Genomic DNA, 24,320 nt, shown 5'->3' on the forward strand with positions numbered 1-24,320 from the left:
ACCCGAGTAAAGGCCTTTCCATGGAAAAACGCGACGAGTTGTATGCCGGCAAAGCCAAGTCTGTGTACACCACCGATGACGCGGACAAACTGATCATGCTGTTCCGCGACGACACCTCGGCCTTTGACGGCAAGAAGAAAGAGGCGCTGGCGCGTAAGGGAGCGGTGAACAACCAGTTCAATGCCGCCATCATGGAAAAGCTCAAGGCGGCGGGTATTCCCTGTCACTTCGAGCAGATGCTGTCGCCGGTGGAATCGCTGGTGAAAAAGCTGGAAATGATTCCGGTGGAGTGCGTGGTGCGCAATATTGCCGCTGGCTCCATCTGCCGTCGCCTGGGTGTGGAAGAAGGTCTGGAACTGAATCCGCCCACTTTCGAATTCTTTCTCAAGAATGATGATCTGGGTGACCCCATGGTCAACGACTTCCATATCCGCAGTTTCGGCTGGGCCACCGACGAGCAGGTGGCGCAAATGAAAACCCTGACGTTCCAGGTTAACGAGGTGCTCAAGCAGCTGTTTCTGGACGGGGGCATGTTGCTGGTGGATTACAAACTGGAATTCGGCGTGTTTAATGGTGAGGTGCTGCTGGGCGATGAATTCAGCCCGGACGGCTGCCGGCTGTGGGACAAGGACACCCGCGAAAAGCTGGACAAGGATCGTTTCCGCCAGGGCCTGGGTGGCGTGGTGGAAGCCTATGAGGAAGTGGGGCGTCGATTGGGGATGCAGTTTCAATACTGATTCACGGCGTCTCGGTACACGTGCGGAACAACACTCTGAAGAATAATAAGGAGCAACTATGAAATCGGTAATGCGTCTGGCAGTGGTAGGCCTGCTGGCAGCCACTCTGAGCGGCTGTTTCCTCACCAAACTGGCGACAACGCCCATGCGACTGGTCGGCGCCGCCGGCTCCGTAGTGGGCGCGGTGCTGTCGATTATTCCGGTAGCCGGTAACGCCGCGGATGAAGCGCTGGAAAAAGTGGATGGCGCCATCGACACCACCGCCGACAGCATCGACAAGATCCCGCTGTAATGCTGGCTCCTGGCCCCGCTGACGTCGGGGCCGGGGTTTCCATGCTTGTAATCCGCGAGGGGGTTGTGAAAAATACAGGCTCCCTGGCGCGCTTGCGGCCTGACCAGGCGCAAACAGCCCTGGCTGAATAACAACAATAACCGGAGTTTGCCATGCACCGCTGGCTACTATCCTTCCTTATGCTCATGCCTGTGCCGGCTGTGGCAGATGATCTGCTTATCGGCCTGGGCTACCTCAATGGTCTCGCCGGGTTGAATCTGGAGTGGGCCACCGAGCACAACAGCTTCTACGCCATGCCGGCCCTGTACCTGGATTCCGGTGGCCTCGACACAGATGAACCTCGCTGGGTGGCGGGCTGGCGCCATAAGATGGAGCGTGGCCTGATGTCCGAAAACGGCTTCTACACCGGCCTGATGGCGGGAGATCTGGGTGGTGAGCGCCACTATGAGCGCCTGGGTGTCGGGGTGGAGCTGGGCCACCAGTGGGTGAAACCCTATTCCCGCTGGACCGTTAGTGCGGCGGTAGGAGCCATCGAAGCCCTGGATTGTGACGAGTACAAAGCAGCGTTTCGTTGCGACACCGAAGAAGAGCGCGACAATAATGACCTGGATGTAGAGCCGGTCGTCGTGCTGGGCATCAGCTTCAGCCTGCGGCGCTGATCCCGATCCCCGAACCTTCCTGCGTTTTCCTTTACAAGTGACTGTGGCGGCTTAATAAAGCCGCACGGGCGCTTGCATTTTTCTGTTTGCTCCGATTCAGGGCAAGAGTTTTGCACAGCGTTTAACCGTTTTTCAGGCCTTGTGTGAATGTTCTTGTCTAACTTGTTGATTTGCGGTAAATGATTGATAAGTTATTGTTTTAAAAGAATTTAATAAAACGGCCATTTTTTCATCATTCTGGGGGAAGGGTAGGAAACATCGGTGCTCGCGGCAGTTCCTGACAGTCTATACACAAAGTTATCCACAGATGCTGTGAGTAACTTTTTGTGGTCAATATAGTGGCAGCAAACGGGTTTGCCGTGGCATTTGTCGCGTAATCATATTACAGCGTATACGGCAAACAAGAACCGGGGCTCAGCGTTTCAGCATGGGCAGTGGTCGCCAGGGTTGGCTGAGCAATTGCTGGCCGCTGAGTTTGAGCAGCAGGCGATGAAAGCCCGCGTTGGGGAAGGCCCGTTTGATCAGTCGAACCCGGGCCATGGGGACGCCGAAGCGCATCAGGCCCAGGCTAACATCCATCCAGTCTGCGCGTCGAAACACTTCAGCCAGGTTTGTCGGGTCGTCGTGATAGCGACTGATCTTGTGGTGATTCAGGATCATGGCGCGCACCATGGTGCGATGGTGGCCGAGTTTCTGCTCTTCCAGATAATGTTCCGCCAAGCGGGCAGAGGGCTGGAGATAATCGAACGTGCCGGCCAGCCAGATGCCGGCGTCGTGGAAGAAGGCGGCAATCTCCAGGGCTTCCTGCTCCTGGTCGTCCAGTGTCTTCTGAGCGGCCACCAGATTGATAAGACGGTAGACATGGTTGCGGTAAGGAGTCTGTTGCTTGCCAAAGCGTTCCGTGTACTGATCAAAGAGTGAATCCACACGGGGTAATTGCGTAATCAGGTTTTGGGACATCCTGTGTACCTGGTGATTCTTTATTGTTGTGCCCGCAGGCAGCCTTTCTCTTTCATACTGGCCAGTAATACCACTGAAATCCAGAGGACCGGGGGAAAATTGCGAGCGTGGACACATCTTGTTGCCGGTCATTGTAGGCAATTAGTGTCCAGCTATTGGAGCCCCGTCACCCTTGTTCTATAGTCGGACAAGAATTTTGGGATTGTTCAACAAGCAATGGCGCTGTACCTGTGCCGGCAAGTGCGGTGAGGAAGCAGAGCGTGCTGTTGAACGCTGATAGAGATCCCTCTAAGGAGTACCCGTGAGCTTCAAAGCCAAAGAAAGCCTTTCCGAGCAGATTGCCCAGCACCTGGCCAAGCAGATTATCCATGGTGACATGCTGGCCGGTGATCGTATCCAGGAGTTGCGTGTGGCCGGCGAGCTGGATGTGAGCCGCGGCTCCGTCCGCGAGGCACTGCTGATCCTGCAGCGGCGCCAGCTGATCGATATCCTGCCGCGCCGCGGGGCAGTAGTGAAAGAAATGTCCGAAGCCCATGTGCGCAGCCTCTATGAGGTGATGCAGGTATTGCTGGGGCTGGTGATCCGCAAGGCCATCAAGGTGGTGCGAGAAGAGGATCTGGACGCCTTTATCGAGCTGGTTCATGGTCTGCAGGTGGCAGCGGAAGAGCGGGATCTGGATGCGTTCTTTGTGCTCAGTTTCCAGTTCCTCGAGCATGCTTATCCGTTTGCCCGCAATGTGTTTGTGGAAGATATCCTTATCAACATGCAGCCGGCCATGCAGCGGGCCTATTTTATGGCCCTGCACCTGGAGGCCGACGAAGTGAAGGAATGCCTGTCGTTCTTCAAGGCCCTGGTGGAGACCATCTTCCGCCGGGATGTGCGCTCGGCGCTGGAAATCATCCGTGAGTTCGCCGAGCACCAGTCAGAGCTGGTGGAAGAATCCATCACCCGCGCCCGCCAGATCGAAACCGCCTGGGGATCTCGCCGGCGCAAATAAATTGACCCTTGCCCTGCGCGGCCAAGCTGCATAGAATTGCCACCCTCTTCAGGCACATGGCACCAGCGCGTTGCCCTGAAGGTTGCCATAGAACCGTAGCTCAGTTGGTTAGAGCGCCGCCTTGACATGGCGGAGGTCGGCGGTTCGAATCCGCCCGGTTCTACCAATATTCAGGAAAAAGGGTTTGTCGCAGTGATGCGGCAAACCCTTTTTTCGTTTAGCCCCTTTTCCACGCTGCGCTGTAGAATGCTGACACCCTGGAGCCGACGAGAATGTTGGGATGCCTGACGCCGACTATCTTGGGGCTGCCCGCCCGTCATTAATTCTGTATCTGCCTCACCGGCCGAACGGCCTTGAACGTTTACAGCAATATCCTGACGCTGCCGAATTGATAGCCGCGAACTCCAATCACTGGCGCAAGATCGTCAATTTACTTGCCAAGGTGGCCTGCCCGATGACGCAGGAGTGGCGGCATTACCGGGATACGTCCCTGTTCCAGGAAAACGCTCTCAGCTTTGCGCCGGCGCTGGCGAACGGTGAATGCTGGCACTGGATCGGCGGCAAGGACAATCTGCTGCGGTTTACCGGGTTGCAGCACAGGGCCCGCCTACTGGATCGTGCTCCTGAAGTCTCTGTTGACGCAGAACGGCGCTTGTTGCTGACCCCGTACCCGGATTACCGCCAGCTCAGTAATGCGGTGGTGGCGCAGTTGCGATTGTCCCTTGAGGGGCAGGGTTTCTATGGCAGGGCTCGCTCATGAGGCAGCCATATTTTCTGGGGTGCCCGCAGTGGCAGCACCCGGCCTGGAATGGGCTTCTGCCTGCTGAGCCAACCCCTCTGGCCCGTTATAGCCGTGTGTTTAATAGTGTCGAGGGCAATACCTCCTTCTATGCCATGCCGTCATACAGGCAATGTGAACAATGGCGGGGCCAGGTGTCGGAGGATTTCCGTTTCCTGTTCAAGTTTCCCCGACAGATTACTCACGATTGCCTGTTGAGGGGTGTGGGTGAGCAGGCGAGAGGCTTTCTGGAGGTGCTGGCACCGTTGGCAGATGTGCTAGGCCCCATGTTGCTGCAGCTTCCTGCTGCCTTCGGGCCGGAACGGCTGGGGGACTTGTGGCGCTTTGTGGAGATGCTGCCGGCACCGTTTGGCTGCACGGTAGAAGTGCGTCACCCGGATTTCTTCGCCAAGGGGGAGGCTGAAAAGGCGCTTAACCGCGGCCTGCGTGAGCGCCAAATAGCGCGGGTCTGCTTTGACAGCCGGGCCTTGTTTGCCGCCAGCGCGGAGGATGCGGCCACACGAGAGGCTCAGCGCAAGAAGCCCCGGCTGCCAGTGCATGTGCTGCCCGGTGACGCGTCGCCAGTGATTCGTTACGTGGGGCATCCTGAGCTGCGGGCCAATCGATCGTTTCTGGCGCCCTGGGTGGACCGGGTGGCTGGCTGGATAGCGGCGGGAGAGCGTCCTTACGTGTTTATTCACATGCCGGACAATGGCGATGCCTTGTCATTGGCATTGCTGTGGCATGAATTATTGCAGGGTCGAGTGGAGGGCCTGCCGGATCTGTCCATTGATCCGATGCAGGCCCAGCCGGGTTTGTTCTAATCGCTATCTGTAGTGCGCTGTTGGAAATCCGGTGATTGACTCCGGAGGGTGGGGAGGCTGTCTGCAGCAGAATCGTTCGAGTGCAAGCTACGCTCCTACAGTTTCAACGAAGCACCTGTAGGAGCGCCGCTTGAGGCGCGAACGATGACGGGCGGAAAGGGCTTAATTCAGCGCGATCAGGGTGTCGTCACGACGACGGCTGTTTTCCGCCCACACCAGCAGGTCGTAGTAGCGGCGGATGTGGCGCACGTAGATCACGGCCTGGCCACCGCGGGCATTGCCGTAGCGCAGCTGGCCGGCGTAGGCCGGGTTGGCCAGCATGGGCAGGCGCTGTTTCACATCCTGCCAGTTGTCCGGGTTGCCACCCTGGCTTTGGGTGAGCACGCGAGCGTCTTCCAGGTGACCGAAGCCCACGTTGTAGGCGGCCAGGGCCATCCAGGTGCGGCTCGGCTCGGGAATCCGCGCCGGGATACGATCGTGGGTGTGGCGCAGATAGTCGGCGCCAGCCAGGATGCTCTGGGCCGGGTCGGTGCGATCACTGATGCCCATCTGGCGTGCGGTGTCGTTGGTGAGCATCATCAGGCCCTTTACCCCGGTGGGGGATATGGCGCCCGGATCCCACAGGGATTCCTGGTAAGCCAGGGCGGCCAGCAGGCGCCAGTCGAAACCGCTGTTGCCTTCCGCCTTGCGGAACAGTTCCTCATAGCGGGGCAGGCGATCTTCCAGGTGACGCATGAAGCTGCGTGCCGCATACAGATTGAACTGTTCCACATGGCCGTAGAAACGATCTTCCAGTTTGGCAGTGGTGCCGTTGGCCTTGGCCTGAGTCAGGTAGCGCTGGGCAGCCAGGTACAGGCTCTGGTCATCCTTGGGGTTGAACGCCCAGGCCAGCGGCATGTCGGTGGCGGCGGTGTAATCGGCAATCAGCTCGGGCCACAGGGCGCGCTGCAGAGAATAGTTGTTGGAATGGATCAGGGTGTAATCCACCTGGCCGTCTTCCACCAGAGCCAGCAGCTGTTCCGGGCTGGCGTCTTCCACTTCCTGGAATTCCAGGCCCGGATTCTCCAGTTGCGCCTTTACCAGCAGTTCCGCGTGGCTGGAGCCGGCGGCCACAGCTACTTGCTTGCCAGTCAGGTCTTCCATACCACGGATGCGCGGGGTGTCCAGGCGGCGCACCACCAGGGAGTCCACTTTCTGATAGTCGGTGGTGAAGTGCAGGCTCTCGCTGCGTTCTGCGGTGGCCACCAGGCCGGCTGCTGCCATATCGGCAGTGCCTTTACGAATGGCATAACGGATATAGGAGGGATCGTCGGATTCCAGCATGCGCAGCTCTACGCCCAGGCTGTCGGCAAAGCCCTTGGCCAGCTCGTATTCCATGCCGGTGTAACCGTGCTGGTCCTGATAGTAGGTGGTATTGGATGGACGGGTCATCACCACTAGCTCGCCGCGGGTCATTACCCGTTCCATGGCGGTGGGAGTGGGGCGCATTGCCAGCATCATGCCTAGTACGCTGAACAGGGCCAGCGAGGCCAGTAGATGCTTACTGTGTCGAAAGAAAACCGTCATCCTTGGTGTACCTCTGTCAGGTTGTCCAGACAGGTCGATACTGCTACCGCCGACCGGTTAGGGATTGTTTCATCCCCTGCCTGTGATCTATATCACGTAAAAGTGGCGCAACTCTATCAGTGGCAAATGGCTGTTATGTAAAGCTTTGTCGAACAATTGAGCGTTTTATGCACAAATGCGACAAGTCCGGAAGAGAGCATTAAATTGCTTATAAGACAGGTGGCGTAGGCGATTGCCCCATGGCGTAGGACAGGGCTGACAAGGGTGAAATTGGCTGTTTCCGGAGGCTGCGAGCGGCGGGCAAATCCCGTATCATTGCGACCCTTACTCTCCACCCCCACTGGTAATCATATAAGGCGCACTATGCTGATCCTCTCCGGAAGCCCGGCCCTGTCCGCATTTCGTAAGGAAAAACTGCTGGAGTCCCTGACGGGCATTTCTGCGATCTCTGCCCGCTACGTGCATTTTGTGGCGCTCAAGGCGCCCCTCAGCAATGAACAGCAACAGGTGCTGGAAGGGCTGTTGCAGTACGGTCCCAGCCTGGAAGAGGACGACGTGGACGGGCAGCGCTTTGTGGTAGTGCCGCGTCCGGGCACCATTTCGCCCTGGTCGTCCAAGGCTACGGATATCTGTCACAACGCCGGCCTGACCCAGGTGGAACGCGTGGAACGTGGCATCGAGTACCGGCTCGCCGGTGCAGGGGAGCGATCCGCCCTGGCGTCAGCCCTGCACGATCGCATGGTGGAAGTGGTGCTGGCAGAGCTGGAAGACGCCGAGGCCCTGTTCTCTCATCACGCCCCCCGCGAGCTAACCACGGTGGATGTGATTGGTGGTGGCCGTGAGGCCCTGGCAACGGCCAACAGCGAGCTGGGCCTGGCTCTGGCCGATGACGAAATCGATTACCTGGTGGAGCGTTTCACGGCCCTGGGCCGTAACCCCTCCGATGCGGAACTGATGATGTTTGCCCAGGCGAACTCAGAGCATTGCCGCCACAAGATTTTCAACGCGGACTGGACCATCGACGGTGAAGACCAGGATCTGAGCCTGTTCGGCATGATCCGCAACACCTACAACAATGCCCCCGAGGGCGTATTGAGTGCCTACAAGGACAACTCCTCGGTGGTAGCCGGACCAGTGGCTGACCGGTTCTTCCCGGTAGCCGGCAGTGAAGAGTACCAGTTCGTCAATGAACCGGTGCATCTGCTGATGAAGGTGGAAACCCACAACCATCCCACCGCGATTGCTCCCCATCCGGGCGCGGCTACCGGTTCCGGCGGCGAGATCCGTGATGAGGGCGCCACCGGCCGTGGCTCCAAGCCCAAGGCCGGCCTGAACGGTTTCTCCGTGTCCAACCTGAATATCCCCGGCTTCGAACAGCCCTGGGAAAAGCCCTACGGCAAGCCCGGTCGCATTGCCTCGGCACTGGATATCATGATCGAAGGCCCCATTGGTGCCGCGGCTTTTAATAACGAATTTGGTCGTCCCAACCTGTGTGGTTACTTCCGCACCCTGGAAATCCAGGCACCGGGTGTGAATGGCGATGAACTGCGTGGTTATCACAAGCCGATCATGATTGCTGGTGGCCTGGGCAATATCCGTGAAGGCCATGTGGAAAAGAACCCGATCCCTGCCGGTGCCAAGATCATCGTGCTGGGCGGTCCGGCGATGCTGATCGGCCTGGGCGGCGGTGCAGCAAGCTCCATGGCTTCCGGCGAGTCCGACGAGACCCTGGATTTTGCCTCCGTGCAACGGGACAACCCGGAAATCGAGCGCCGGGTGCAGGAGGTCATCGACCGCTGTTGGGCCCAGGGCGACAACAACCCCATTGTTTCCATCCACGATGTGGGCGCGGGGGGCTTGTCCAATGCCTTGCCGGAACTGGTCCACGATCACGACATGGGTGCCAAGCTGGAACTGCGTGAGATCCCCAGCTCCGAGCCCGGCATGAGCCCGGTGGAGATCTGGTGCAACGAAGCTCAGGAGCGCTATGTGCTGGCGGTGATGCCGGAAGACGTGGATCGTTTCGATGCCATTTGCCAGCGCGAGCGCACTCCCTATGCGGTGCTGGGTGAAGCGACCAGTGAAGAACATCTGACGGTCAGTGACGAGCACTTCGGCAAGGCGCCGGTGGATCTGCCCATGGACCTGTTGTTCGGCAAGCCGCCGAAAATGCAACGCAGCTTCGATCGGGAAGATTTCCTGCGCCAGACCTTCACCACCGACGGCATCGACCTGAAAGAAGCCGGCGAGCGTGTATTGCGTCTGCCCACAGTGGCGTCGAAAAGTTTCCTGATCACCATCGGCGATCGCTCCATCACCGGTCTGGTCCATCGTGACCAGATGGTTGGCCCCTGGCAGATACCGGTGGCTGACTGTGCGGTGACCGCCACCGGTTTCAATCAGAACACGGGTGAAGCCATGGCCATGGGCGAGCGCACCCCGGTGGCCCTGGTGGACGCAGCGGCCTCCGGTCGCATGGCGGTGGCGGAATCTATCACCAATATTGCCAGCGCCCATATCGGTGATCTGGGCCAGATTCGTCTGTCCGCCAACTGGATGGCCGCCGCCGGCCACCCGGGCGAGGACCAGGCCCTGTTCGATACCGTCAAAACCGTGGGCATGGAATTGTGCCCGCAGTTAGGTATCGCCATTCCGGTGGGCAAGGATTCCCTGTCCATGCGCACGGTGTGGAATGAGAAGGGTATCGACAAGAGCGTCACCGCCCCCTTGTCTCTGGTGATCTCGGCATTTTCCACGGTCACCGACATCGACCTGACCGTCACCCCGGAACTGAAAACCGGCGTGGACAGCGAACTTCTGCTGGTGGACCTGGGCCGTGGTCGCAATCGCCTGGCGGGCTCCGCCCTGGCTCAGGTATTCGGCAAGGTTGGCGATGTGCCGCCGGACCTGGATGATGCCAAGGACCTGATCGCCTTCTTCGAGGTGACCCAGCAGCTGCTGGCCGAGCGTAAGCTGCTGGCCTACCACGATCGCTCCGACGGCGGTCTGTTTACTACCCTGGTGGAAATGGCTTTTGCCGGTCGCACCGGCCTGGACATCAGCCTGGATCATATCGCCGGCGACAACCCGGAAGCGGTGGCGGCATTGTTTGCCGAAGAACTGGGTGCGGTATTGCAGATCAGCCCGGCCCATCGGCAGGAGATCCTGGCCCGTTATGCGGAAGCCGGTCTCAGCCAGTGCGTTCACCACCTGGGTCAGCCGGACGGCGACGATGTGATTCGCCTGCGTCTGGGCGGCGGCATCCTGCTGGAAACCCCGCGCCGGGAGCTGCAGCGCATCTGGGCGGAAACCAGCTACCAGATCCAGTCCCTGCGCGATAATCCGGATTGTGCCCGTCAGGAATTCGAGGCCATCCCGGACAATAATAATCCGGGCCTGAATGTGCGCCTGACCTTCGACATGACCGAGAACCCGGCGGCGCCTTACATCAACACTGGCGCCAAGCCGAAGATGGCGATCCTGCGCGAGCAGGGGGTCAACGGTCAGACCGAAATGGCGGCGGCGTTCGACCGTGTTGGCTTCTCTGCCATCGACGTTCACATGAGCGACCTGCTGGCAGGGCGAGTGCAACTGGATGACTTCAAGGGTCTGGTGGCCTGTGGCGGTTTCTCCTACGGGGATGTGCTGGGTGCTGGCGGTGGCTGGGCCAAGACGGTGCTCTACAACCCGGAGCTGCGCGAAGCCTTCAATCGCTTCTTCTTCCGCGTAGACACCTTTGCCCTTGGCGTGTGTAATGGCTGTCAGATGCTGTCCCACCTGAAGGACCTGATCCCCGGTGCCGAGCACTGGCCGCGCTTTGTGCGCAACCTGTCCGAGCAGTTCGAGGCGCGCACCTCCCTGGTGGAAATCCAGGACTCTCCCTCCATTCTGCTCAAGGACATGGCCGGTACCCGCATTCCCATCGCAGTGGCCCACGGCGAAGGCCGGGTGGAACTCGGCGATGAAGCCCTGAATCGCAACATCGAACAGCGTCTGGTGGCCCTGCGCTACGTCAATGGTCAGGGCAACCCGGCGGAACAGTACCCGGCGAACCCTAACGGCTCACCTCAAGGCGTCACCGGCTTCACCACCAACGACGGGCGCGTCACCATCATGATGCCGCACCCGGAGCGGGTGTTCCGCGTACTGCAGAACAGCTGGATCCCGGACGACTGGCGCGGCCACGAAAACGGCCCCTGGCTGCGGATGTTCGCCAATGCACGCAAGTGGGTCGGTTAAAGGCAGTTAACAGTTAATAGTGAACAGTTAACAGCTGGGATCGAAAACTGAAGAGAAAGGCGGAAATAGCTTGGCTATTTCCGCCTTTTTTATGTCCTTTTATGAGCTTGAGCTGAAGAGCGGCTCCCCTCAGAATCAAACGCTTGTTTAGATTTCGCTAATAACTGTTCACTGTTAACTATTCACTACCTACTGGTGTTCCTGTGTCAGAAAAAACCTTCGGCCCTTTCGAGTTGCAAAAGGCCTACAACAACGAGCCTGTGCCTGCGGATTTTGTGCAGCGTCGGCGTATCAGTACGGCCATGCAGACCCTGGCGGAGCGGTTGATTCGGGCCGAGGGCGATATCGACACGCTCAGCGGCTGGGCGGACCAGCTGGAGGCACTGGTGGCAACGGTGGGGGAGCCGGAGCGGCGCGATACCCGCGCGGCTAATCGCAAGCTGTTCACCGGCTCGGCCACTGCCGAGGATATCTTCCACATGATGGACTACGACCCGGTGGGTGGGCCTTCCAACCCCATTGCCCCCCAGGTGGAGTGGCTTCAGGAAGATCAGAATGGCATTGAAGGCGCCCTACGACTGGGCTTGCAATACCAGGGCCCGCCGGGACGGGTGCACGGCGGCGTGATTGCCTGGCTGCTGGATGCGGCCTTGTCCCGGGCCTTGCATGCGGCCTTCCGGTTGGGCGTCACCGGCACCCTGAATATCCGTTATCTGGCAGCCACTCCCATCGAAGACACCATCCACTGCCGGGCGCGTATTACCGGCCAGGAAGGGCGCAAGATCTTTGTGGAAGGCGGCATCTGGCACGGCGAGACCCAGACGGTCAGTGCGGAAGGCATCTGGCTGACTCCGAAGAGTCTGGGGTAACGATGAGTGAGCAACGCTATCACTTCCGCGACATTCTCGTGGCGGAAACGCCGGAACCTTCGCCCCGGGCGCTACTGCACCGGGAACTCGGCCAGGAACTGGTCGGGCTGACCGAGCAGGCCTTACGCCTGGATGCCCCGGACGACAAGCTCCACGAGTACATTGCACATATCCGCCAGCTGCGTGCCGACCTGGCCCAGTATGGCCAACGGGACTATAACGGCATTCTTCAGCGGCTGCTGGCAGGAGAAGGCTCCGCCGATGATGTGACCGATCTGGTGGATTTCGAGATCCTTACCGGCAAGGCCTCCGCCATGTCACCACCGCTGGAATTGTGGCTGGACGGGGACCGGGTGCGTGGCCGCGCCACCTTCGGCTTGGCCTTTCAGGGGCCACCCGGGCGGGTACACGGTGGTGTCCTGTCTCTGGCGCTGGACATGCTGATGGCGAAAACCCAGGATTTCGTACGCCAGATCGGCATGACCGGTACCCTCAATATTCGCTATTTAGCCGGTACCCCCATCAATACACCGGTGGAATTCGAGGCACGGCTGGTCAGCCTGGAGCGGCGTAAGCTGCGTTGCGAAGGCAGTGTCTGGGTCAATGGCCAACAGACCGTCGCCGCCGAAGGTATCTGGATTTCTGCCCACGGCGATTACGCTCTGAAGCCGGAATTTGCCGCGTTGGCTGATAATCTGTAAACCACTAAGTCTCACCACAGAGGGCGCAGAGTTCACAGAGGAAAACGGTTCTTTCCTTTCGGCGTTTGTCGCTGATAAACCGCTCTCTACGCAGTATAGGGGGCTTTTTCTCAGTGAACTCTGTGCCCTCTGTGGCAAAAACCGTTTTACTGAACCGCGAGCAACAATAACCAGGAGGCCAGCCCATGGACGAGCTGTTGTACTACAAACTGTGCTTTTACGTGCCCACCAGCCATGTTGAGCAGGTAAAGAACGCCATCTTTGAAGCCGGGGCCGGGCATATCGGCGATTATGATTGCTGCTGCTTCCAGACTCTGGGGCAAGGGCAGTTCCGTCCCCTGGAGGGCAGTAACCCTTATATCGGTGAGACTGGCGGCGACGTGGAAGTGGTGGAAGAGTATCGGGTGGAGACAATCTGCCCGGCATCGCGGGTGCAGACCGTGATCAGCTCTCTGCGGCTGGCACATCCCTACGAAGAGCCCGCCATTGACCTGTGGCGGCTGGAGCCGTTGCCGGGCTGATCTGGCGAGGGAGCCTCGAAGGCACCCGTAGGAGCTATGCTTGCATGGCGAACCGAGCGTAGCGAGGAAACTGCCCGGCGGGATCAGGAATGTTCGGACGCTATGGCCTCTGCAGTGCGGACAGCGGCAAGCTGTATCGCCTTCCTCCTCGCTGAGGCTCGCGGTTCGCCATGCGAGTACCCGCAGGGCATCTTCGACATGCTCCTAGAGAAGCATTATGCGTCCTTGGTCAGGTGCTTCTTCCCTATCGGCGGCACTTCCTGAATGCGTACCGGGTACTCGTCACGCTTGAGATCATCGATATAGAACTTGAGGGTGCGACCCACCACCGGGAAGGCCAGTTCATCCCAGGGGATTTCATCCAGGCCGAACAGGCCCGCATCGCTGCTTTCCTCGCCTACGTCGTACTTGCCGTCTTCCAGTTTGCCGAGAAAGAACACGTAGACCTGATTGATGTGTGGCAGATTGAATACGGTGTAGAGGTCACCAATAGCCACCGTGGCACAGGCTTCTTCCCATGTTTCCCGGGCGGCGCCTTCCTGCAGGGTTTCCCCGTTTTCCATATAGCCGGCGGGCAGGGTCCAGTAGCCTTTGCGCGGTTCGATGGAGCGTTTGCACAGCAGTACCTTGCCTTCCCACATCGGTACCGCCCCGACCACGATCTTGGGGTTCTGGTAGTGGATAGTCTGGCAATCGGGGCACCAGTAGCGGGGCCGGTTGTCCCCTTCCGGAATGCTGAAACCGATCTGGTCGCTACCGCAGTGACTGCAGAATTTCATGAAACCTCTCGCTCCGGACGCGGCAAAAACCTGATGATACAGGAGAATCCCCGGCGGCCCCATCTGCCCGGCGATGATGTTACTGTCATCACAGGCTTGCCGCCGACGGCCCGGCTGTTCAAACTACCGTTTGAATTGAAATGTACTACAGGAGAAGGCTGTGCTCGATCAGCTCAGGCAGCGACTGCCGGACTACAAACGCACGGAGCTGCCGCTGGCACTGCCGGAGGCGGCGGTGCTGATGCCGCTGATTGATGATCCCGAGCCGCGCCTGATTCTGACCGTGCGCTCCAGCACCATGCCTACCCATGCCGGTGAGGTGGCGTTTCCCGGGGGCAAGCGGGACCCGGGGGACAAGAGCCTGTTGATGACGGCCCTGCGGGAAAGCCAGGAAGAGGTTGGCCTGGACCCCGCCTACGTGGACGTACTCGGCCAGCTGTCGCCGTTGGCATCGCGCTATGGTATGAAGGTGACGCCCTTTGTGGGGATTGTCCGCCCCGAAGCGCCGCTGGTGGCAGAACCGGGTGAAATCGAGACGATTTTCCAGGTGCCGCTGCAATTTTTTCTGGATGAAGTCCCGGAATTATCCAGCCCCATCGATTTTTTTGGCCGGCGTTTCCGCATTCCCAGTTATTACTACGAAGACAAGCGCATCTGGGGGCTGACGGCCTTCATGATTCTGGATCTGATCAACCACGTTTATGATGCGAACATCGAGTTTGAAGTGACGGACTGACAACGAAGGAAAGCACTGATGATTTATAAAATTGGCAGTCGGCAGCTGGAACAACGCGGCGCCGGCCACTGGATCGCTGACAACGCCACCGTGATCGGCTCGGTGATCATGGAAGCCAACACCAGTATCTGGTTCAACGCGGTACTGCGTGCCGACAATGATGTGATCGAGATTGGCGAGAACACCAATATTCAGGACGGCTCCGTGTTGCATGTGGACCCGGGCGTGCCCATGAAAATCGGCCGTGATGTGACCGTGGGCCACAAGGTCATGCTGCACGGTTGCACTATTGGCGATAACAGCTTGATCGGTATTAACGCGGTGGTTCTGAACAAGGCCGTTGTGGGCAAGAATTGCATTGTCGGTGCCAATTCCCTGGTGCCGGAAGGGATGAAGATTCCCGACAATTCCCTGGTGATGGGCTCCCCGGCCAAGGTGGTCAAGGAAATCACCGATGGCCACAAGGCCATGCTGACCATGAGCAGCATGCACTATGTGGCCCACGCCAAAGAATTCGATGAGCATCTGGAAGTGGACGAACGGTTTCCGTCATGAGCCAGTTGATATCCCCCTGCGTTTCCATCTGTGCCCTGGATGAAAATGATATCTGCGTGGGGTGTTTCCGCAGTGGCGGAGAGATTTCCATCTGGGGACTGCTTTCCGATGAGGAAAAGCGGGAAGTGTTCCGTCGTATTGAACAACGCATGAAGGGTGAACCAGCGCCCTGTGTGGTCCGCAAGGAGAGAAATCCATCATGACCGATATCGGTGATCAGGCCCCTCACAAACCCGTTGTCGGTTTGGCTCTGGGCAGTGGCTCTGCTCGCGGCTGGGCACACATTGGCGTCATTCAGGGGTTGGAAGAAATTGGTGTGCGGCCCCAGGTAGTAGCGGGTACCTCCATCGGTGCCCTGGTGGGCGGGGCCTATGTGACAGACACCCTCAACGAGTTTGCCGACTGGGTGCAGTCACTGACGGTCAAGGATGTGTTCGGGTTGCTGGATATCAGCCTCTCCGGGGGTATGGTGAAGGGGGAGAAACTGTTCAATTTCTTCCGTGAGCACCATGACAACCCGGATATTGAAACCCTGGAAAAGAAACTGGTTACCGTGGCCACGGACATGAAAAGTGGCCGAGAAATCTGGATTACCAAAGGCACCATGCTGGATGCCGCTCGCGCCTCCTGTGCACTGCCGGGTCTGTTTTCGCCGGTGAAAATGCAGGGCCGCTGGATGCTGGACGGGGGGCTGGTCAACCCGGTGCCGGTGTCTGCCGCTCGTGCCATGGGGGCGGATGTGGTCATCGCCGTTAACCTCAACGCCCAACTGGTCGGCGCCCACCTGTCCCGGGATACGCGCAGTCAGGCCGAGGGAGAAGACAGCAGCGATGAAGAGCGCAGTATCTGGCACAAGATGATGGGTTACTTCATTTCCGAAGAGGGTGATGATCCGGGCTTTTTTGATGTGGTGGCATCCAGCATCAACATCATGCAGGATCGCATCACCCGCTCACGCATGGCAGGCGACCCGCCGGAGGTGACGCTGGTGCCCATGCTGGAAGATTTCGCCCTGATGGATTTTCACCGCGCCAAAGAGGCCATTGAAGAAGGGCGTGCCCTGGTTAAGCGCTATGAATCGGATATCCTCGCCTGGGTGGGGTCGCCGGTGGCGGATAGAGTTTGAAGGGCAATTGACAGTTGATAGTGGACAGTTGACAGCTACGCGTTCCGAGTTAGCTTGAAACTGAAACGCAAGAGGCCGCGTCCAAAGCATGGGCGCGGCCTCTTGCGTTTCAGTTCAAAGCACCCTTTATCGCGACGCTGTCAACTGTCCACTATCAACTGTCAACTTACCCTGCTCTCCTGGCCTTCACCGCCTTCACCATATTGTCTTTCACCTGCAGGATCTCGATCTGGTATTGATCGATCTTTATCGAGATATTGGCGTCGGGGATGTCTTGCAGGTATTCCAGGATCAGGCCGTTGAGGGTTTTGGGGCCGTCGGTGGGCAGTTCCCAGTCCAGGCTGCGGTTGATTTCGCGCAGGGTGGCAGAACCGTCGATCACGTAGCTGTCGTCATCCTGGGGATGAATGTCCTGACTGCTGGCGGCCAGGTCGGTGGTGAATTCGCCGACGATCTCTTCGAGAATATCTTCCAGGGTAACCAGCCCCAGCACATCGCCGTATTCGTCCACCACGATACCGATACGGCGCTTGGCATTCTGGAAGTTGATCAGCTGTTGGTGGAGGGAGGTGCCTTCCGGGACAAAGTAGGGCTCCACCGTGTGCTGCATCAGCTCCGCCTTGTTGATGTCTTCCTTGAGCAGCAAACGGCTCAGTTTGCGCAGGTGCAGCAGGCCGATCATGTTGTTCGGGTCGCCGTTGAATACCGGTAGGCGAGTGTGCTGGCTGGAACGCAGGGTGGTGAGGATTTCATGCATGTCATCCTCGAGATCAATGCCCACCATTTCGTTACGAGGCACCATGATGTCTTCCACGGTCACCGTTTCCAGGTCGAGGATGTTGAGCAGCATCTTCTGGTGGTTTTCCGGGATCAGACCGCCGGCCTCATTCACGACTGTGCGCAGTTCTTCCGGACTCAGGTGATCGTCGTCCTGATCATTGGGACGGATGCCGCCCAGTCGCAACAACATCATGCTGACGCCGTTGACCATCCACACCAGCGGTGCAAGCAGCACCTGCAAGGGTTTCAGCAACACACTGGCCGGGAAGGCGACCCGTTCCGGTTTCATGGCCGCATAGGTCTTCGGGGTGATTTCGGCAAACACCAGCATGATGATGGTGATTACCACCGGTGCGACGGCGGCGCCGCTGTCGCCGAGCCAGCGGATCGCCAGAATGGCGGCCACGGTGGCGGCGAAGTTGTTAACGAAATTGTTGCCGATCAGGATGACGGATAGCAGCCGGTCGGTACGCTTGAGCAGACCCTCCACCCGGGAGGCGGCCTTGTGGCCCTGACGGGCCAGATGACGCAGACGATAGCGGTTGATCGCCACCATGCCGGTTTCACTGCTGGAGAAGAAGGCAGAGCCAAGAATCAGGGCAATCAGGGCGCCTATCAGCCACCCGTCAGAATAGGTATCCAAAGGAAAAGTCGTTTATCCGCCAGTCGGCCCGCTATTGTTCGGGCTGGGGGTTGGGGGTGTCAAGCAACGAGCTGCGCTTGTTGGGGCAGGAAAGAGTGGAGAATATCACCAACCTCGCCCGCCATTTCTACGAAGCCGCTGTAGGAGTACCTCTTGAGGTGCGAACCGCGCTTGCGCGGAAATCGCCCGCAGGGCGATCAGGAATATCAGAGCTCGACAGGTTTCCCTGCAATGCGTTGCCACAATAAACGACCGAATCGCGCCGCGAGCGACGCTCCTACGGGCCTTTGCTGGTTCGCCTGCAAGCAGCCTCCTACAAAAAACGCGGACGGAGCGCTATTCGATTCGCGCCGCCCAGCCCGCGTTGCAGCTTGTTACTGCCTCACCGCTTGAGAATAAATTCCAGCACCAACTGACTGCCGAAGAAGGCCACCAGCAACACAGCAAAACCACTGAGAGTAAAGCGAATGGCGGTGCGCCCGCGCCAGCCGCGCAGATAGCGGCCGGTGAGCAGGATCGCGAAGACCACCCAGGAGACCAGCGTCAGGATGCTTTTATGGGCCAGGTTCTGCGCAAACAGGTTGTCCACGTAAAGAAAGCCGCTGAAGATCGCCACGGTGAGCAGTATCTGGCCCAGCCAGATCGCCTCGAACAGCATGGATTCCATCACCTGAATGGGTGGGAAAACCCGCATCACGCCACGAATATGGCCACTTTTCAGCTGGCGGTCCTGTACCCACAGCAACACTGCCTGGCAGGCGGCGATGGCCAGCACCGCGTAGGCAAGAATTGAAAACAGCACATGCACACCCAAGCCATGGGCCAGGGGATGAGCAATATAGCCGGTGTTGATCCAGAGCATGGCGGGGATGGTCAGTGCTGCAAACGGATAGACCAGCGCAGAAATCCACTCGAAGGGACGGTAGAGGCTGGAGAGCAGCACCACGATCGCGCCTGCAAACGCCACTGTTGACGCCACCGGGAACACGCCCAGCTGCAGCCCCTGAGGGGTCAGGATGATTTGCCAAAGGCAGAGGCCATGGGCCAGTACGGCCAGGCCGCCAGGTGCCAGTACGGATGCCCGGGAAGGCCGCTGTTGTCCGCGGTACTGTCGGTAAAGGATCAGGCAGGCAACCCCGTACAGGATAAAGGCGGCAAAGCCACTGATCACGGAAAGGTTCATAGGTCGTTGTTATCCGTCGTCATTACCCGAATAAAGTGGCGGGCTGCTGAAGTCTGGCATAGGCATATCTTCACTATCAACAATCATTCTCATTTTCTGGTTCCGGGGGTGGCGCGAGACGTTAGTGTCAGGCGTCAGGCGTTTCAAACCTGCCCCATGACGTTGGCCGCCAAGGAAGGCTATAATCGCGCCCCTGTCCCTGCGGTGGCTGAAGCTGGCCGCAGACACGGTGTATTTGGAGGTAACCCCATGTTCGAGAATCTCACCGACCGGTTGGGATCGTCGCTTAAAAGCCTGGCAGGTCAGGGTGCCCTGACCGAAGACAATATCCGCGACACCCTGCGCGAAGTGCGCAAGGCACTGCTGGAGGCCGATGTGGCCCTGCCGGTAGTGAAAGAGTTTGTCGAACAGGTGAAGGAAAAGGCCCTGGGCCAGGAAGTCCTGAAGAGCCTGAACCCCGGCCAGGCGTTCGTGAAGATCGTCAACGACGAGCTTGTCCATACCATGGGCGACGCCAACGACGGCCTGAATCTGGCTACCAAGCCCCCGGCCATCATTCTGATGGCGGGTTTGCAGGGTGCCGGTAAGACCACCTCCGTGGCCAAGCTCGCCCGTTTCCTGCAGGAGCGGGAAAAGAAGAAGGTCATGGTGGTCTCCGCCGACGTGTATCGCCCGGCGGCGATTGAGCAGCTGAAAACCCTGGCCGGTGAGGTGGAGACCAACTTCTTCCCCTCCACTGGCGACCAGGACCCGGTGGATATCGCCAACGGTGCCCTGGAAGAAGCGCGCCGCCGCTACATGGATGTGCTGATCGTCGATACCGCCGGTCGTCTGCACATTGATGAAGACATGATGGGCGAGATCAAGCGCCTGCACGGGGCGATCAACCCGGTGGAAACCCTGTTCGTGGTTGACGCCATGACCGGTCAGGATGCTGCCAATACCGCCAAGGCTTTTAATGAAGCGCTGCCGCTGACTGGTGTGATCCTCACAAAGGCAGACGGTGATTCCCGTGGTGGTGCCGCCCTGTCGGTTCGCCACCTCACCGGCAAGCCGATCAAGTTCATCGGCATGGGCGAGAAGACCGATGCCCTGGAGCCCTTCCACCCGGATCGTATCGCCAGCCGCATTTTGGGCATGGGCGACGTGCTCTCCCTGGTGGAAGAGGCCGAGCGCAAGCTGGACAAGACCAAAGCCGAGAAAATTGCCAAGAAGTTCAAGAAAGGCAAGGCGATGGACTTCGAGGATCTTAAGGACCAGTTCCAGCAGATGCGCAATATGGGCGGCATGGCCGGCCTGCTCGACAAGTTGCCCGGCATGGGCGGCATGATGCAGGCCGCTCAGGACCCGGCGTCCATGAAGCAGATGAAGCACATGGAGGCGCTGATTGACTCCATGACCCCGAAAGAGCGGCGTAACCCGGATCTCATCAAGGGCTCGCGCAAGAAACGCATCGCCGCGGGTGCCGGCCTGGATATCCCGGCCCTGAATCGTCTGATGAAGCAGCAGAAGATGATGGCCAAGATGATGAAGAAGATGCGCACCAAGGGTGGCATGAAGAACATGATGCGTGGCATGGAAGGGATGATGGGCGGCAATGGTGGCCCCGGTGGCCCTGGCGGCATGGGGGGTATGGGCGGCCCGGGCGGTATGCCGCCTATGTAAAAAGCGGCAAGCTTCAAGCCGCAAGCTGCAACGCGGGCAGAGTGGGTGGTTAAGCCGCCTCTCTGCCCGCGCTTCGTTTGGGGCAGAGGTTGTTGTAGGAGCGGCGCTTGAGCCGCGAATGCGAGCCTGGGTGAGCCTGTCAGCCCGGCAAGCCCAGATTGCCTCCGTATCGAGTCCTGGCAGGCTCTGCGGGCAATTTCCTCGCTGCGCTCGCATTCGCGGCTCAAGCGCCGCTCCTACAGGTGCTTCGCAGGAAATATGGCGGTTGAGGAGGCTTGTTGCCCGCCGCTTCTCTCTGTATAATTCGCGCCCTTCGCGGCCTTCCCTGTGTCAGGGCTGGCTTTCAAGCGGATACGATGGCTTATCAAGAGATAGGCCGGGAAACCGGATTGATAAAAGGTAAATGAACCATGGTAATTATTCGTCTTGCCCGTGGCGGTTCCAAGAAGCGCCCGTTCTACAGCATTGTTGTTGCCGATAGCCGTAACGCACGTGACGGCCGTTTCATCGAGCAGCTGGGTTTCTACAACCCCATCGCCCGCGGCGGTGAAATCCCTCTCAAGCTGAACCTGGAAAGCCTGGACGCCTGGGTTGCCAAGGGCGCTCAGCTGTCTGACCGTGTCAAAACCCTGGCTAAGCAGGCCCGTAAGGAAGCCTGATGGCAAGGGGAGGGCAGGTGTCCTCTGAACTGGAGGTAGTCGGTCGCATCCTCGGGGTGCACGGCGTCCAGGGATGGGTAAAGGTGTATTCCTATACTGACCCCATGGACAACCTCCAGCACTACCAGCCCTGGCACCTGAAACAGGGTGGCCACTGGAAGCCGGTGAAATTGACCGGCTTTCGCCCCCAGGGCAAGGGGCTTATCGCACAGATCGACGGCATTACCGATCGAGATGGGGCGGCAAGCCTGGTGGGGCAGGAAATCGGGATTCCCGGTGATCTGCTGCCCACGTCCGGGGCGGGCGAGTACTACTGGCGCGATCTGGTCGGCCTGCGCGTTCACCACGTGGACGGCATGGATTTGGGCAAGGTGGTGCGAATGCTGGAAACCGGTGCCAACGATGTGTTGGCGGTACGCGGCGACAGCAACAGCCTGGATCGGCGCGAGCGCCTGATTCCCTGGCTGCCGGACGATGTCATCACCGAGGTGAATCTGGCCGAAGGGCGGATGACAGTGGACTGGGATCCGGAGTTTTAGATGCCTTTTTCGGTAACGCTGGTAACTCTGTTCCCGGAAATGGCAAAAGCGATTACTGACTTCGGTGTGACCCGGCGTGCGGTGGAAAACGGCCAACTGCAGTTGGAAACCGTGAATCCCCGGGATTTCACCGAAGATCGTCACCGCACCGTGGATGATCGCCCCTTTGGTGGTGGCCCCGGGATGGTGATGAAGGTGGAGCCGCTGGCGAAAGCCCTGCAGGCTGCCCGCGCTGCCAATCCGGCAGCCACGGTAATCTACCTGTCCCCTCAGGGGCAGCCGCTGACTCAAGCGAAAGCCGTGGAGCTGGCGGAAAAGCCCGGCCTGATATTACTGGCGGGGCGCTATGAAGGCGTGGACGAGCGGTTGCTCGAAGCCGAAGTGGATGAGCAGATCTCCATCGGCGACTACGTGATCAGCGGCGGTGAACTGCCGGCGCTGGTGCTGACCGATGCGGTCAGCCGACTATTACCCGGAGTGCTGGGACACCAGGATTCCGCCGAGCAGGATTCGTTTTCTGGTGAATTCGAACACTTGCTCGATTGCCCCCACTACACCCGCCCGGAGGTGTACAACGGGCAGGCAGTACCGACGGTACTGCTGAGCGGCAATCACGCGCTGATTCGCCGCTGGCGCCTGAAACAGGCGCTGGGACGGACCTGGCAACAGCGTCCTGACCTGCTGGAAGCCCGCCGGGCGCGGGGTTTGAGCAACGAAGAGCAGCAACTGCTGGATGAGTACATCGCCGAGCAGTCGCCGCATACAGCAAAAACGAGAGACTAGGAGCACTGCCATGAGTGGCAAGAACCTGATTATCCAGGGCATTGAAAACGCCCAGCTGAAAACCGAACTTCCGGAATTCGGCGCCGGTGACACCGTTACCGTGCAAGTGAAAGTAAAGGAAGGCACCCGTGAGCGTCTGCAGGCGTTCCAGGGCGTTGTGATTGCACGTCGCAACCGTGGCCTGAACTCTGCCTTCACCGTTCGTAAAATCTCCCACGGTGTGGGCGTTGAGCGTGTATTCCAGCTGCACAGCCCGCTGATCGATTCCATCGAAGTGAATCGTCGTGGTGACGTGAGCCGCGCCAAGCTGTACTACCTGCGCGACCGCTCTGGCAAGTCTGCCCGGATCAAAGAAAAAATCCGGTAAGACGCCACGCTTATCTTCTGTCGCGAGCGAATGTCGGTTTAGCCTTTGCTGTAGGGCATGCGAAATCGACCTCTGGCCAGACAGAATGCTCCATACAAAAAAGCCGCTCCCGAAAGGGGCGGCTTTTTTGTGTCAGCAAGCACGGTGTTTATCGCGCAAGTTCACTGCGGCCGTGAATAGACCACCACCCGATCTCGCCCCTGATGTTTGGCGGTGTACATGGCTCGGTCTGCCTCTTCTATCAGGGTATGCGCGTCCATGGCGGACTGTGCAGACGCGCTGCTGACGCCAAAGCTGGCGGTGAGCTTTATTGCCGGCGAACCGGTGATCGCCATTGCGTTGTGCCGAAGTGCTTCCGCACAGCGCTCTGCGACATTGTGTGCCTGTGACAGCGTGGCCCCGGGGAGCAGCATCAGGAACTCCTCGCCACCATATCGGCCAAGCAAATCATTATCCCGCAAATTATCCTGCAGCGTTTCGGCGACATGAATCAGTGCCTGGTCGCCAGTGGCATGGCCGTATCGGTCATTGATCTGTTTGAAAAAGTCCACATCCATCAGTACCACCGCCAAGCCCTTGCGGGCACGTGTTGGCATGGCCAACTGATGAGTCAGGGTTTGCAGCAGATGTCCGCGATTGGCTACACCGGTTAGCGGGTCGCGAATGGAGCGGTCAAAGGTGGAGGCCTCGCGATGTCGCCAGGTAGACGTCAGGGCGGCGACGGTAAAAGCGTCTTTGATGATGATCAGGCCGGCAGCTATGATCGTCATCAGGTCATACCACACCTGCGCCGGTTGGTAGTCCACAGGTGACAGCAAAGGCCGATACAGGGTGCTATCCAGGCTGATCGCAATGGCATAGGCCAGTATGGCGCCCATTGAGAGGGCGAACACCAGAGTGATCTGGGGTGCCGGGAATAATAGCAGGCCGATTAGTACACAGCCTGTAAGCACAATGCCAGTGACCAGATTAAAAGGCCCTACCAGTAACAGCGAGACGATGCCGCTCAACCCGAAAAACAGGATGGTAAAATTGGCAAAACGGTTTTCCTGGGCGTCTGACATTTGCCGCCGGCTGGCAAACAGGGCGATAGCAAACCATACCAGGCTGGCAATGAGTCCCCAGGCCAGTCCTGCCCATAGCAGCGGATTGTAGACCCCCTCAATGAAGCGGGAAATGATCAGGCCTGAGGCGCATCCCAGGATGATAACCCAGTAAATTGGTTGCCCGATCCAGCATATGAAGATGCCTTTTTCTCGGGGAGTTCCATTAATTTGCCGACCGATGAGCCTGTAGAGTTCTTCTAATTTTTTTATCATGGCTGTCGCGGTTGAGGTGCGGCTCCGCCGGTAGCGAAACCGC

25 protein-coding genes and 1 tRNA gene are annotated in these 24,320 nt (G+C 58.9%); 20 read left to right on the forward strand and 6 right to left on the reverse strand.

The features are described from left to right. The first annotated feature begins 20 nt into the window (after nt 1-20). From purC to Q0Y02_RS11785, 3 genes are all read left to right on the forward strand, one after another. Nucleotides 21-737 carry a phosphoribosylaminoimidazolesuccinocarboxamide synthase gene (gene purC, locus Q0Y02_RS11775; protein ID WP_297768477.1) on the forward strand — a complete coding sequence of 239 codons (717 nt, stop codon included), beginning with the start codon at nt 21-23 and terminating at the stop codon, nt 735-737. Between the two features lie 58 nt (nt 738-795). Then, on the forward strand, nt 796-1,029 hold the full coding sequence (locus Q0Y02_RS11780; protein ID WP_290508839.1) for a DUF6726 family protein: 234 nt from the start codon (nt 796-798) through the stop codon (nt 1,027-1,029). A gap of 152 nt (nt 1,030-1,181) precedes the next feature. Further along, entirely contained in the window at nt 1,182-1,688 is a 507-nt protein-coding gene (locus Q0Y02_RS11785) for a hypothetical protein (protein ID WP_297768481.1), read from the forward strand. A gap of 414 nt (nt 1,689-2,102) precedes the next feature. Here the strand turns inward: Q0Y02_RS11785 and Q0Y02_RS11790 are convergent, their stop codons facing one another. Next, the gene (locus tag Q0Y02_RS11790; RefSeq protein ID WP_297768485.1) at nt 2,103-2,648 is read right to left on the reverse strand and encodes an HD domain-containing protein; all 546 of its coding nucleotides are present in this window, start codon (nt 2,646-2,648) and stop codon (nt 2,103-2,105) included. A 301-nt stretch (nt 2,649-2,949) separates the two neighbouring features. On the opposite strand from Q0Y02_RS11790, the gene Q0Y02_RS11795 reads away from it, so the two are divergent. The 4 genes from Q0Y02_RS11795 to Q0Y02_RS11810 all read left to right on the forward strand — a co-directional run bounded on the left by Q0Y02_RS11795 (nt 2,950) and on the right by Q0Y02_RS11810 (nt 5,247). After that, nucleotides 2,950-3,645 (forward strand): GntR family transcriptional regulator, encoded by a 696-nt coding sequence (locus tag Q0Y02_RS11795; RefSeq protein WP_035247869.1) that lies wholly within the window; start codon nt 2,950-2,952, stop codon nt 3,643-3,645. Between the two features lie 89 nt (nt 3,646-3,734). Continuing rightward, nucleotides 3,735-3,811: transfer RNA gene (locus tag Q0Y02_RS11800), tRNA-Val, on the forward strand. A 114-nt stretch (nt 3,812-3,925) separates the two neighbouring features. Then, nucleotides 3,926-4,405, forward strand: a complete 480-nt coding sequence (locus Q0Y02_RS11805; protein ID WP_297768488.1) for a hypothetical protein — start codon at nt 3,926-3,928, stop codon at nt 4,403-4,405. After that, the gene (locus Q0Y02_RS11810; protein ID WP_297768491.1) at nt 4,402-5,247 is read left to right on the forward strand and encodes a DUF72 domain-containing protein; all 846 of its coding nucleotides are present in this window, start codon (nt 4,402-4,404) and stop codon (nt 5,245-5,247) included. Before Q0Y02_RS11805 ends, Q0Y02_RS11810 begins: the two co-directional genes overlap by 4 nt. A gap of 162 nt (nt 5,248-5,409) precedes the next feature. Here the strand turns inward: Q0Y02_RS11810 and mltF are convergent, their stop codons facing one another. Beyond that, nucleotides 5,410-6,813 (reverse strand): membrane-bound lytic murein transglycosylase MltF, encoded by a 1,404-nt coding sequence (gene mltF / locus Q0Y02_RS11815; protein ID WP_297768493.1) that lies wholly within the window; start codon nt 6,811-6,813, stop codon nt 5,410-5,412. Between the two features lie 363 nt (nt 6,814-7,176). Between mltF and purL the strand changes: the two genes are divergently transcribed. The 4 genes from purL to Q0Y02_RS11835 all read left to right on the forward strand — a co-directional run bounded on the left by purL (nt 7,177) and on the right by Q0Y02_RS11835 (nt 13,143). After that, on the forward strand, nt 7,177-11,052 hold the full coding sequence (gene purL, locus Q0Y02_RS11820) for a phosphoribosylformylglycinamidine synthase (RefSeq protein WP_297768495.1): 3,876 nt from the start codon (nt 7,177-7,179) through the stop codon (nt 11,050-11,052). A 203-nt stretch (nt 11,053-11,255) separates the two neighbouring features. Continuing rightward, complete coding sequence (locus Q0Y02_RS11825) at nt 11,256-11,921, forward strand: PaaI family thioesterase (RefSeq protein ID WP_297768498.1); 666 nt, start codon at nt 11,256-11,258, stop codon at nt 11,919-11,921. Nucleotides 11,922-11,923: 2 nt separating this feature from the next. Then, nucleotides 11,924-12,622 (forward strand): PaaI family thioesterase, encoded by a 699-nt coding sequence (locus tag Q0Y02_RS11830; RefSeq protein WP_297768501.1) that lies wholly within the window; start codon nt 11,924-11,926, stop codon nt 12,620-12,622. Between the two features lie 185 nt (nt 12,623-12,807). Next, nucleotides 12,808-13,143 (forward strand): NGG1p interacting factor NIF3, encoded by a 336-nt coding sequence (locus tag Q0Y02_RS11835; protein ID WP_297768504.1) that lies wholly within the window; start codon nt 12,808-12,810, stop codon nt 13,141-13,143. Between the two features lie 215 nt (nt 13,144-13,358). Here Q0Y02_RS11835 and Q0Y02_RS11840 read toward each other — a convergent pair whose 3' ends face one another. Beyond that, nucleotides 13,359-13,922 carry an NUDIX hydrolase gene (locus Q0Y02_RS11840; protein WP_297768507.1) on the reverse strand — a complete coding sequence of 188 codons (564 nt, stop codon included), beginning with the start codon at nt 13,920-13,922 and terminating at the stop codon, nt 13,359-13,361. Between the two features lie 160 nt (nt 13,923-14,082). Between Q0Y02_RS11840 and Q0Y02_RS11845 the strand changes: the two genes are divergently transcribed. From Q0Y02_RS11845 to rssA, 4 genes are read left to right on the forward strand one after another with little or no spacing between them, the layout of a single operon-like run. Next, entirely contained in the window at nt 14,083-14,658 is a 576-nt protein-coding gene (locus tag Q0Y02_RS11845; RefSeq protein WP_297768510.1) for a CoA pyrophosphatase, read from the forward strand. An 18-nt stretch (nt 14,659-14,676) separates the two neighbouring features. After that, nucleotides 14,677-15,213 (forward strand): gamma carbonic anhydrase family protein, encoded by a 537-nt coding sequence (locus tag Q0Y02_RS11850; RefSeq protein WP_297768513.1) that lies wholly within the window; start codon nt 14,677-14,679, stop codon nt 15,211-15,213. Next, complete coding sequence (locus Q0Y02_RS11855) at nt 15,210-15,416, forward strand: DUF1289 domain-containing protein (protein ID WP_297768516.1); 207 nt, start codon at nt 15,210-15,212, stop codon at nt 15,414-15,416. Before Q0Y02_RS11850 ends, Q0Y02_RS11855 begins: the two co-directional genes overlap by 4 nt. Next, complete coding sequence (rssA, locus tag Q0Y02_RS11860) at nt 15,413-16,339, forward strand: patatin-like phospholipase RssA (RefSeq protein ID WP_297768518.1); 927 nt, start codon at nt 15,413-15,415, stop codon at nt 16,337-16,339. The genes Q0Y02_RS11855 and rssA overlap by 4 nt, the downstream gene beginning before the upstream one ends. 166 nt (nt 16,340-16,505) lie before the next feature. On the opposite strand, the gene Q0Y02_RS11865 is transcribed toward rssA, so the two are convergent. Together Q0Y02_RS11865 and ccsA are read right to left on the reverse strand one after the other, a co-directional pair. Continuing rightward, nucleotides 16,506-17,762, reverse strand: a complete 1,257-nt coding sequence (locus Q0Y02_RS11865; RefSeq protein WP_297768520.1) for an HlyC/CorC family transporter — start codon at nt 17,760-17,762, stop codon at nt 16,506-16,508. A gap of 382 nt (nt 17,763-18,144) precedes the next feature. Beyond that, nucleotides 18,145-18,945, reverse strand: coding sequence for a cytochrome c biogenesis protein CcsA (gene ccsA, locus Q0Y02_RS11870; RefSeq protein ID WP_297768522.1), 801 nt, complete (start codon nt 18,943-18,945; stop codon nt 18,145-18,147). A 249-nt stretch (nt 18,946-19,194) separates the two neighbouring features. On the opposite strand from ccsA, the gene ffh reads away from it, so the two are divergent. The 5 genes from ffh to rplS all read left to right on the forward strand — a co-directional run bounded on the left by ffh (nt 19,195) and on the right by rplS (nt 22,958). Then, the gene (ffh, locus tag Q0Y02_RS11875; RefSeq protein WP_297768524.1) at nt 19,195-20,610 is read left to right on the forward strand and encodes a signal recognition particle protein; all 1,416 of its coding nucleotides are present in this window, start codon (nt 19,195-19,197) and stop codon (nt 20,608-20,610) included. A gap of 410 nt (nt 20,611-21,020) precedes the next feature. Continuing rightward, nucleotides 21,021-21,269, forward strand: a complete 249-nt coding sequence (rpsP, locus tag Q0Y02_RS11880) for a 30S ribosomal protein S16 (protein WP_035247836.1) — start codon at nt 21,021-21,023, stop codon at nt 21,267-21,269. Between the two features lie 17 nt (nt 21,270-21,286). Next, entirely contained in the window at nt 21,287-21,808 is a 522-nt protein-coding gene (gene rimM, locus Q0Y02_RS11885) for a ribosome maturation factor RimM (protein ID WP_232222070.1), read from the forward strand. Then, a complete protein-coding gene (trmD, locus tag Q0Y02_RS11890; protein ID WP_297768528.1) occupies nt 21,809-22,591 on the forward strand; it encodes a tRNA (guanosine(37)-N1)-methyltransferase TrmD in 783 nt (260 codons plus the stop codon). Nucleotides 22,592-22,601: 10 nt separating this feature from the next. After that, a complete protein-coding gene (rplS, locus tag Q0Y02_RS11895; RefSeq protein ID WP_035247826.1) occupies nt 22,602-22,958 on the forward strand; it encodes a 50S ribosomal protein L19 in 357 nt (118 codons plus the stop codon). A 161-nt stretch (nt 22,959-23,119) separates the two neighbouring features. Here the strand turns inward: rplS and Q0Y02_RS11900 are convergent, their stop codons facing one another. Further along, on the reverse strand, nt 23,120-24,277 hold the full coding sequence (locus Q0Y02_RS11900; protein WP_297768533.1) for a GGDEF domain-containing protein: 1,158 nt from the start codon (nt 24,275-24,277) through the stop codon (nt 23,120-23,122). Between the last annotated feature and the right edge of the window lie 43 nt (nt 24,278-24,320).

It is taken from the genome of uncultured Alcanivorax sp. (genome assembly GCF_947258575.1).
Classification (GTDB): domain Bacteria; phylum Pseudomonadota; class Gammaproteobacteria; order Pseudomonadales; family Alcanivoracaceae; genus Alcanivorax.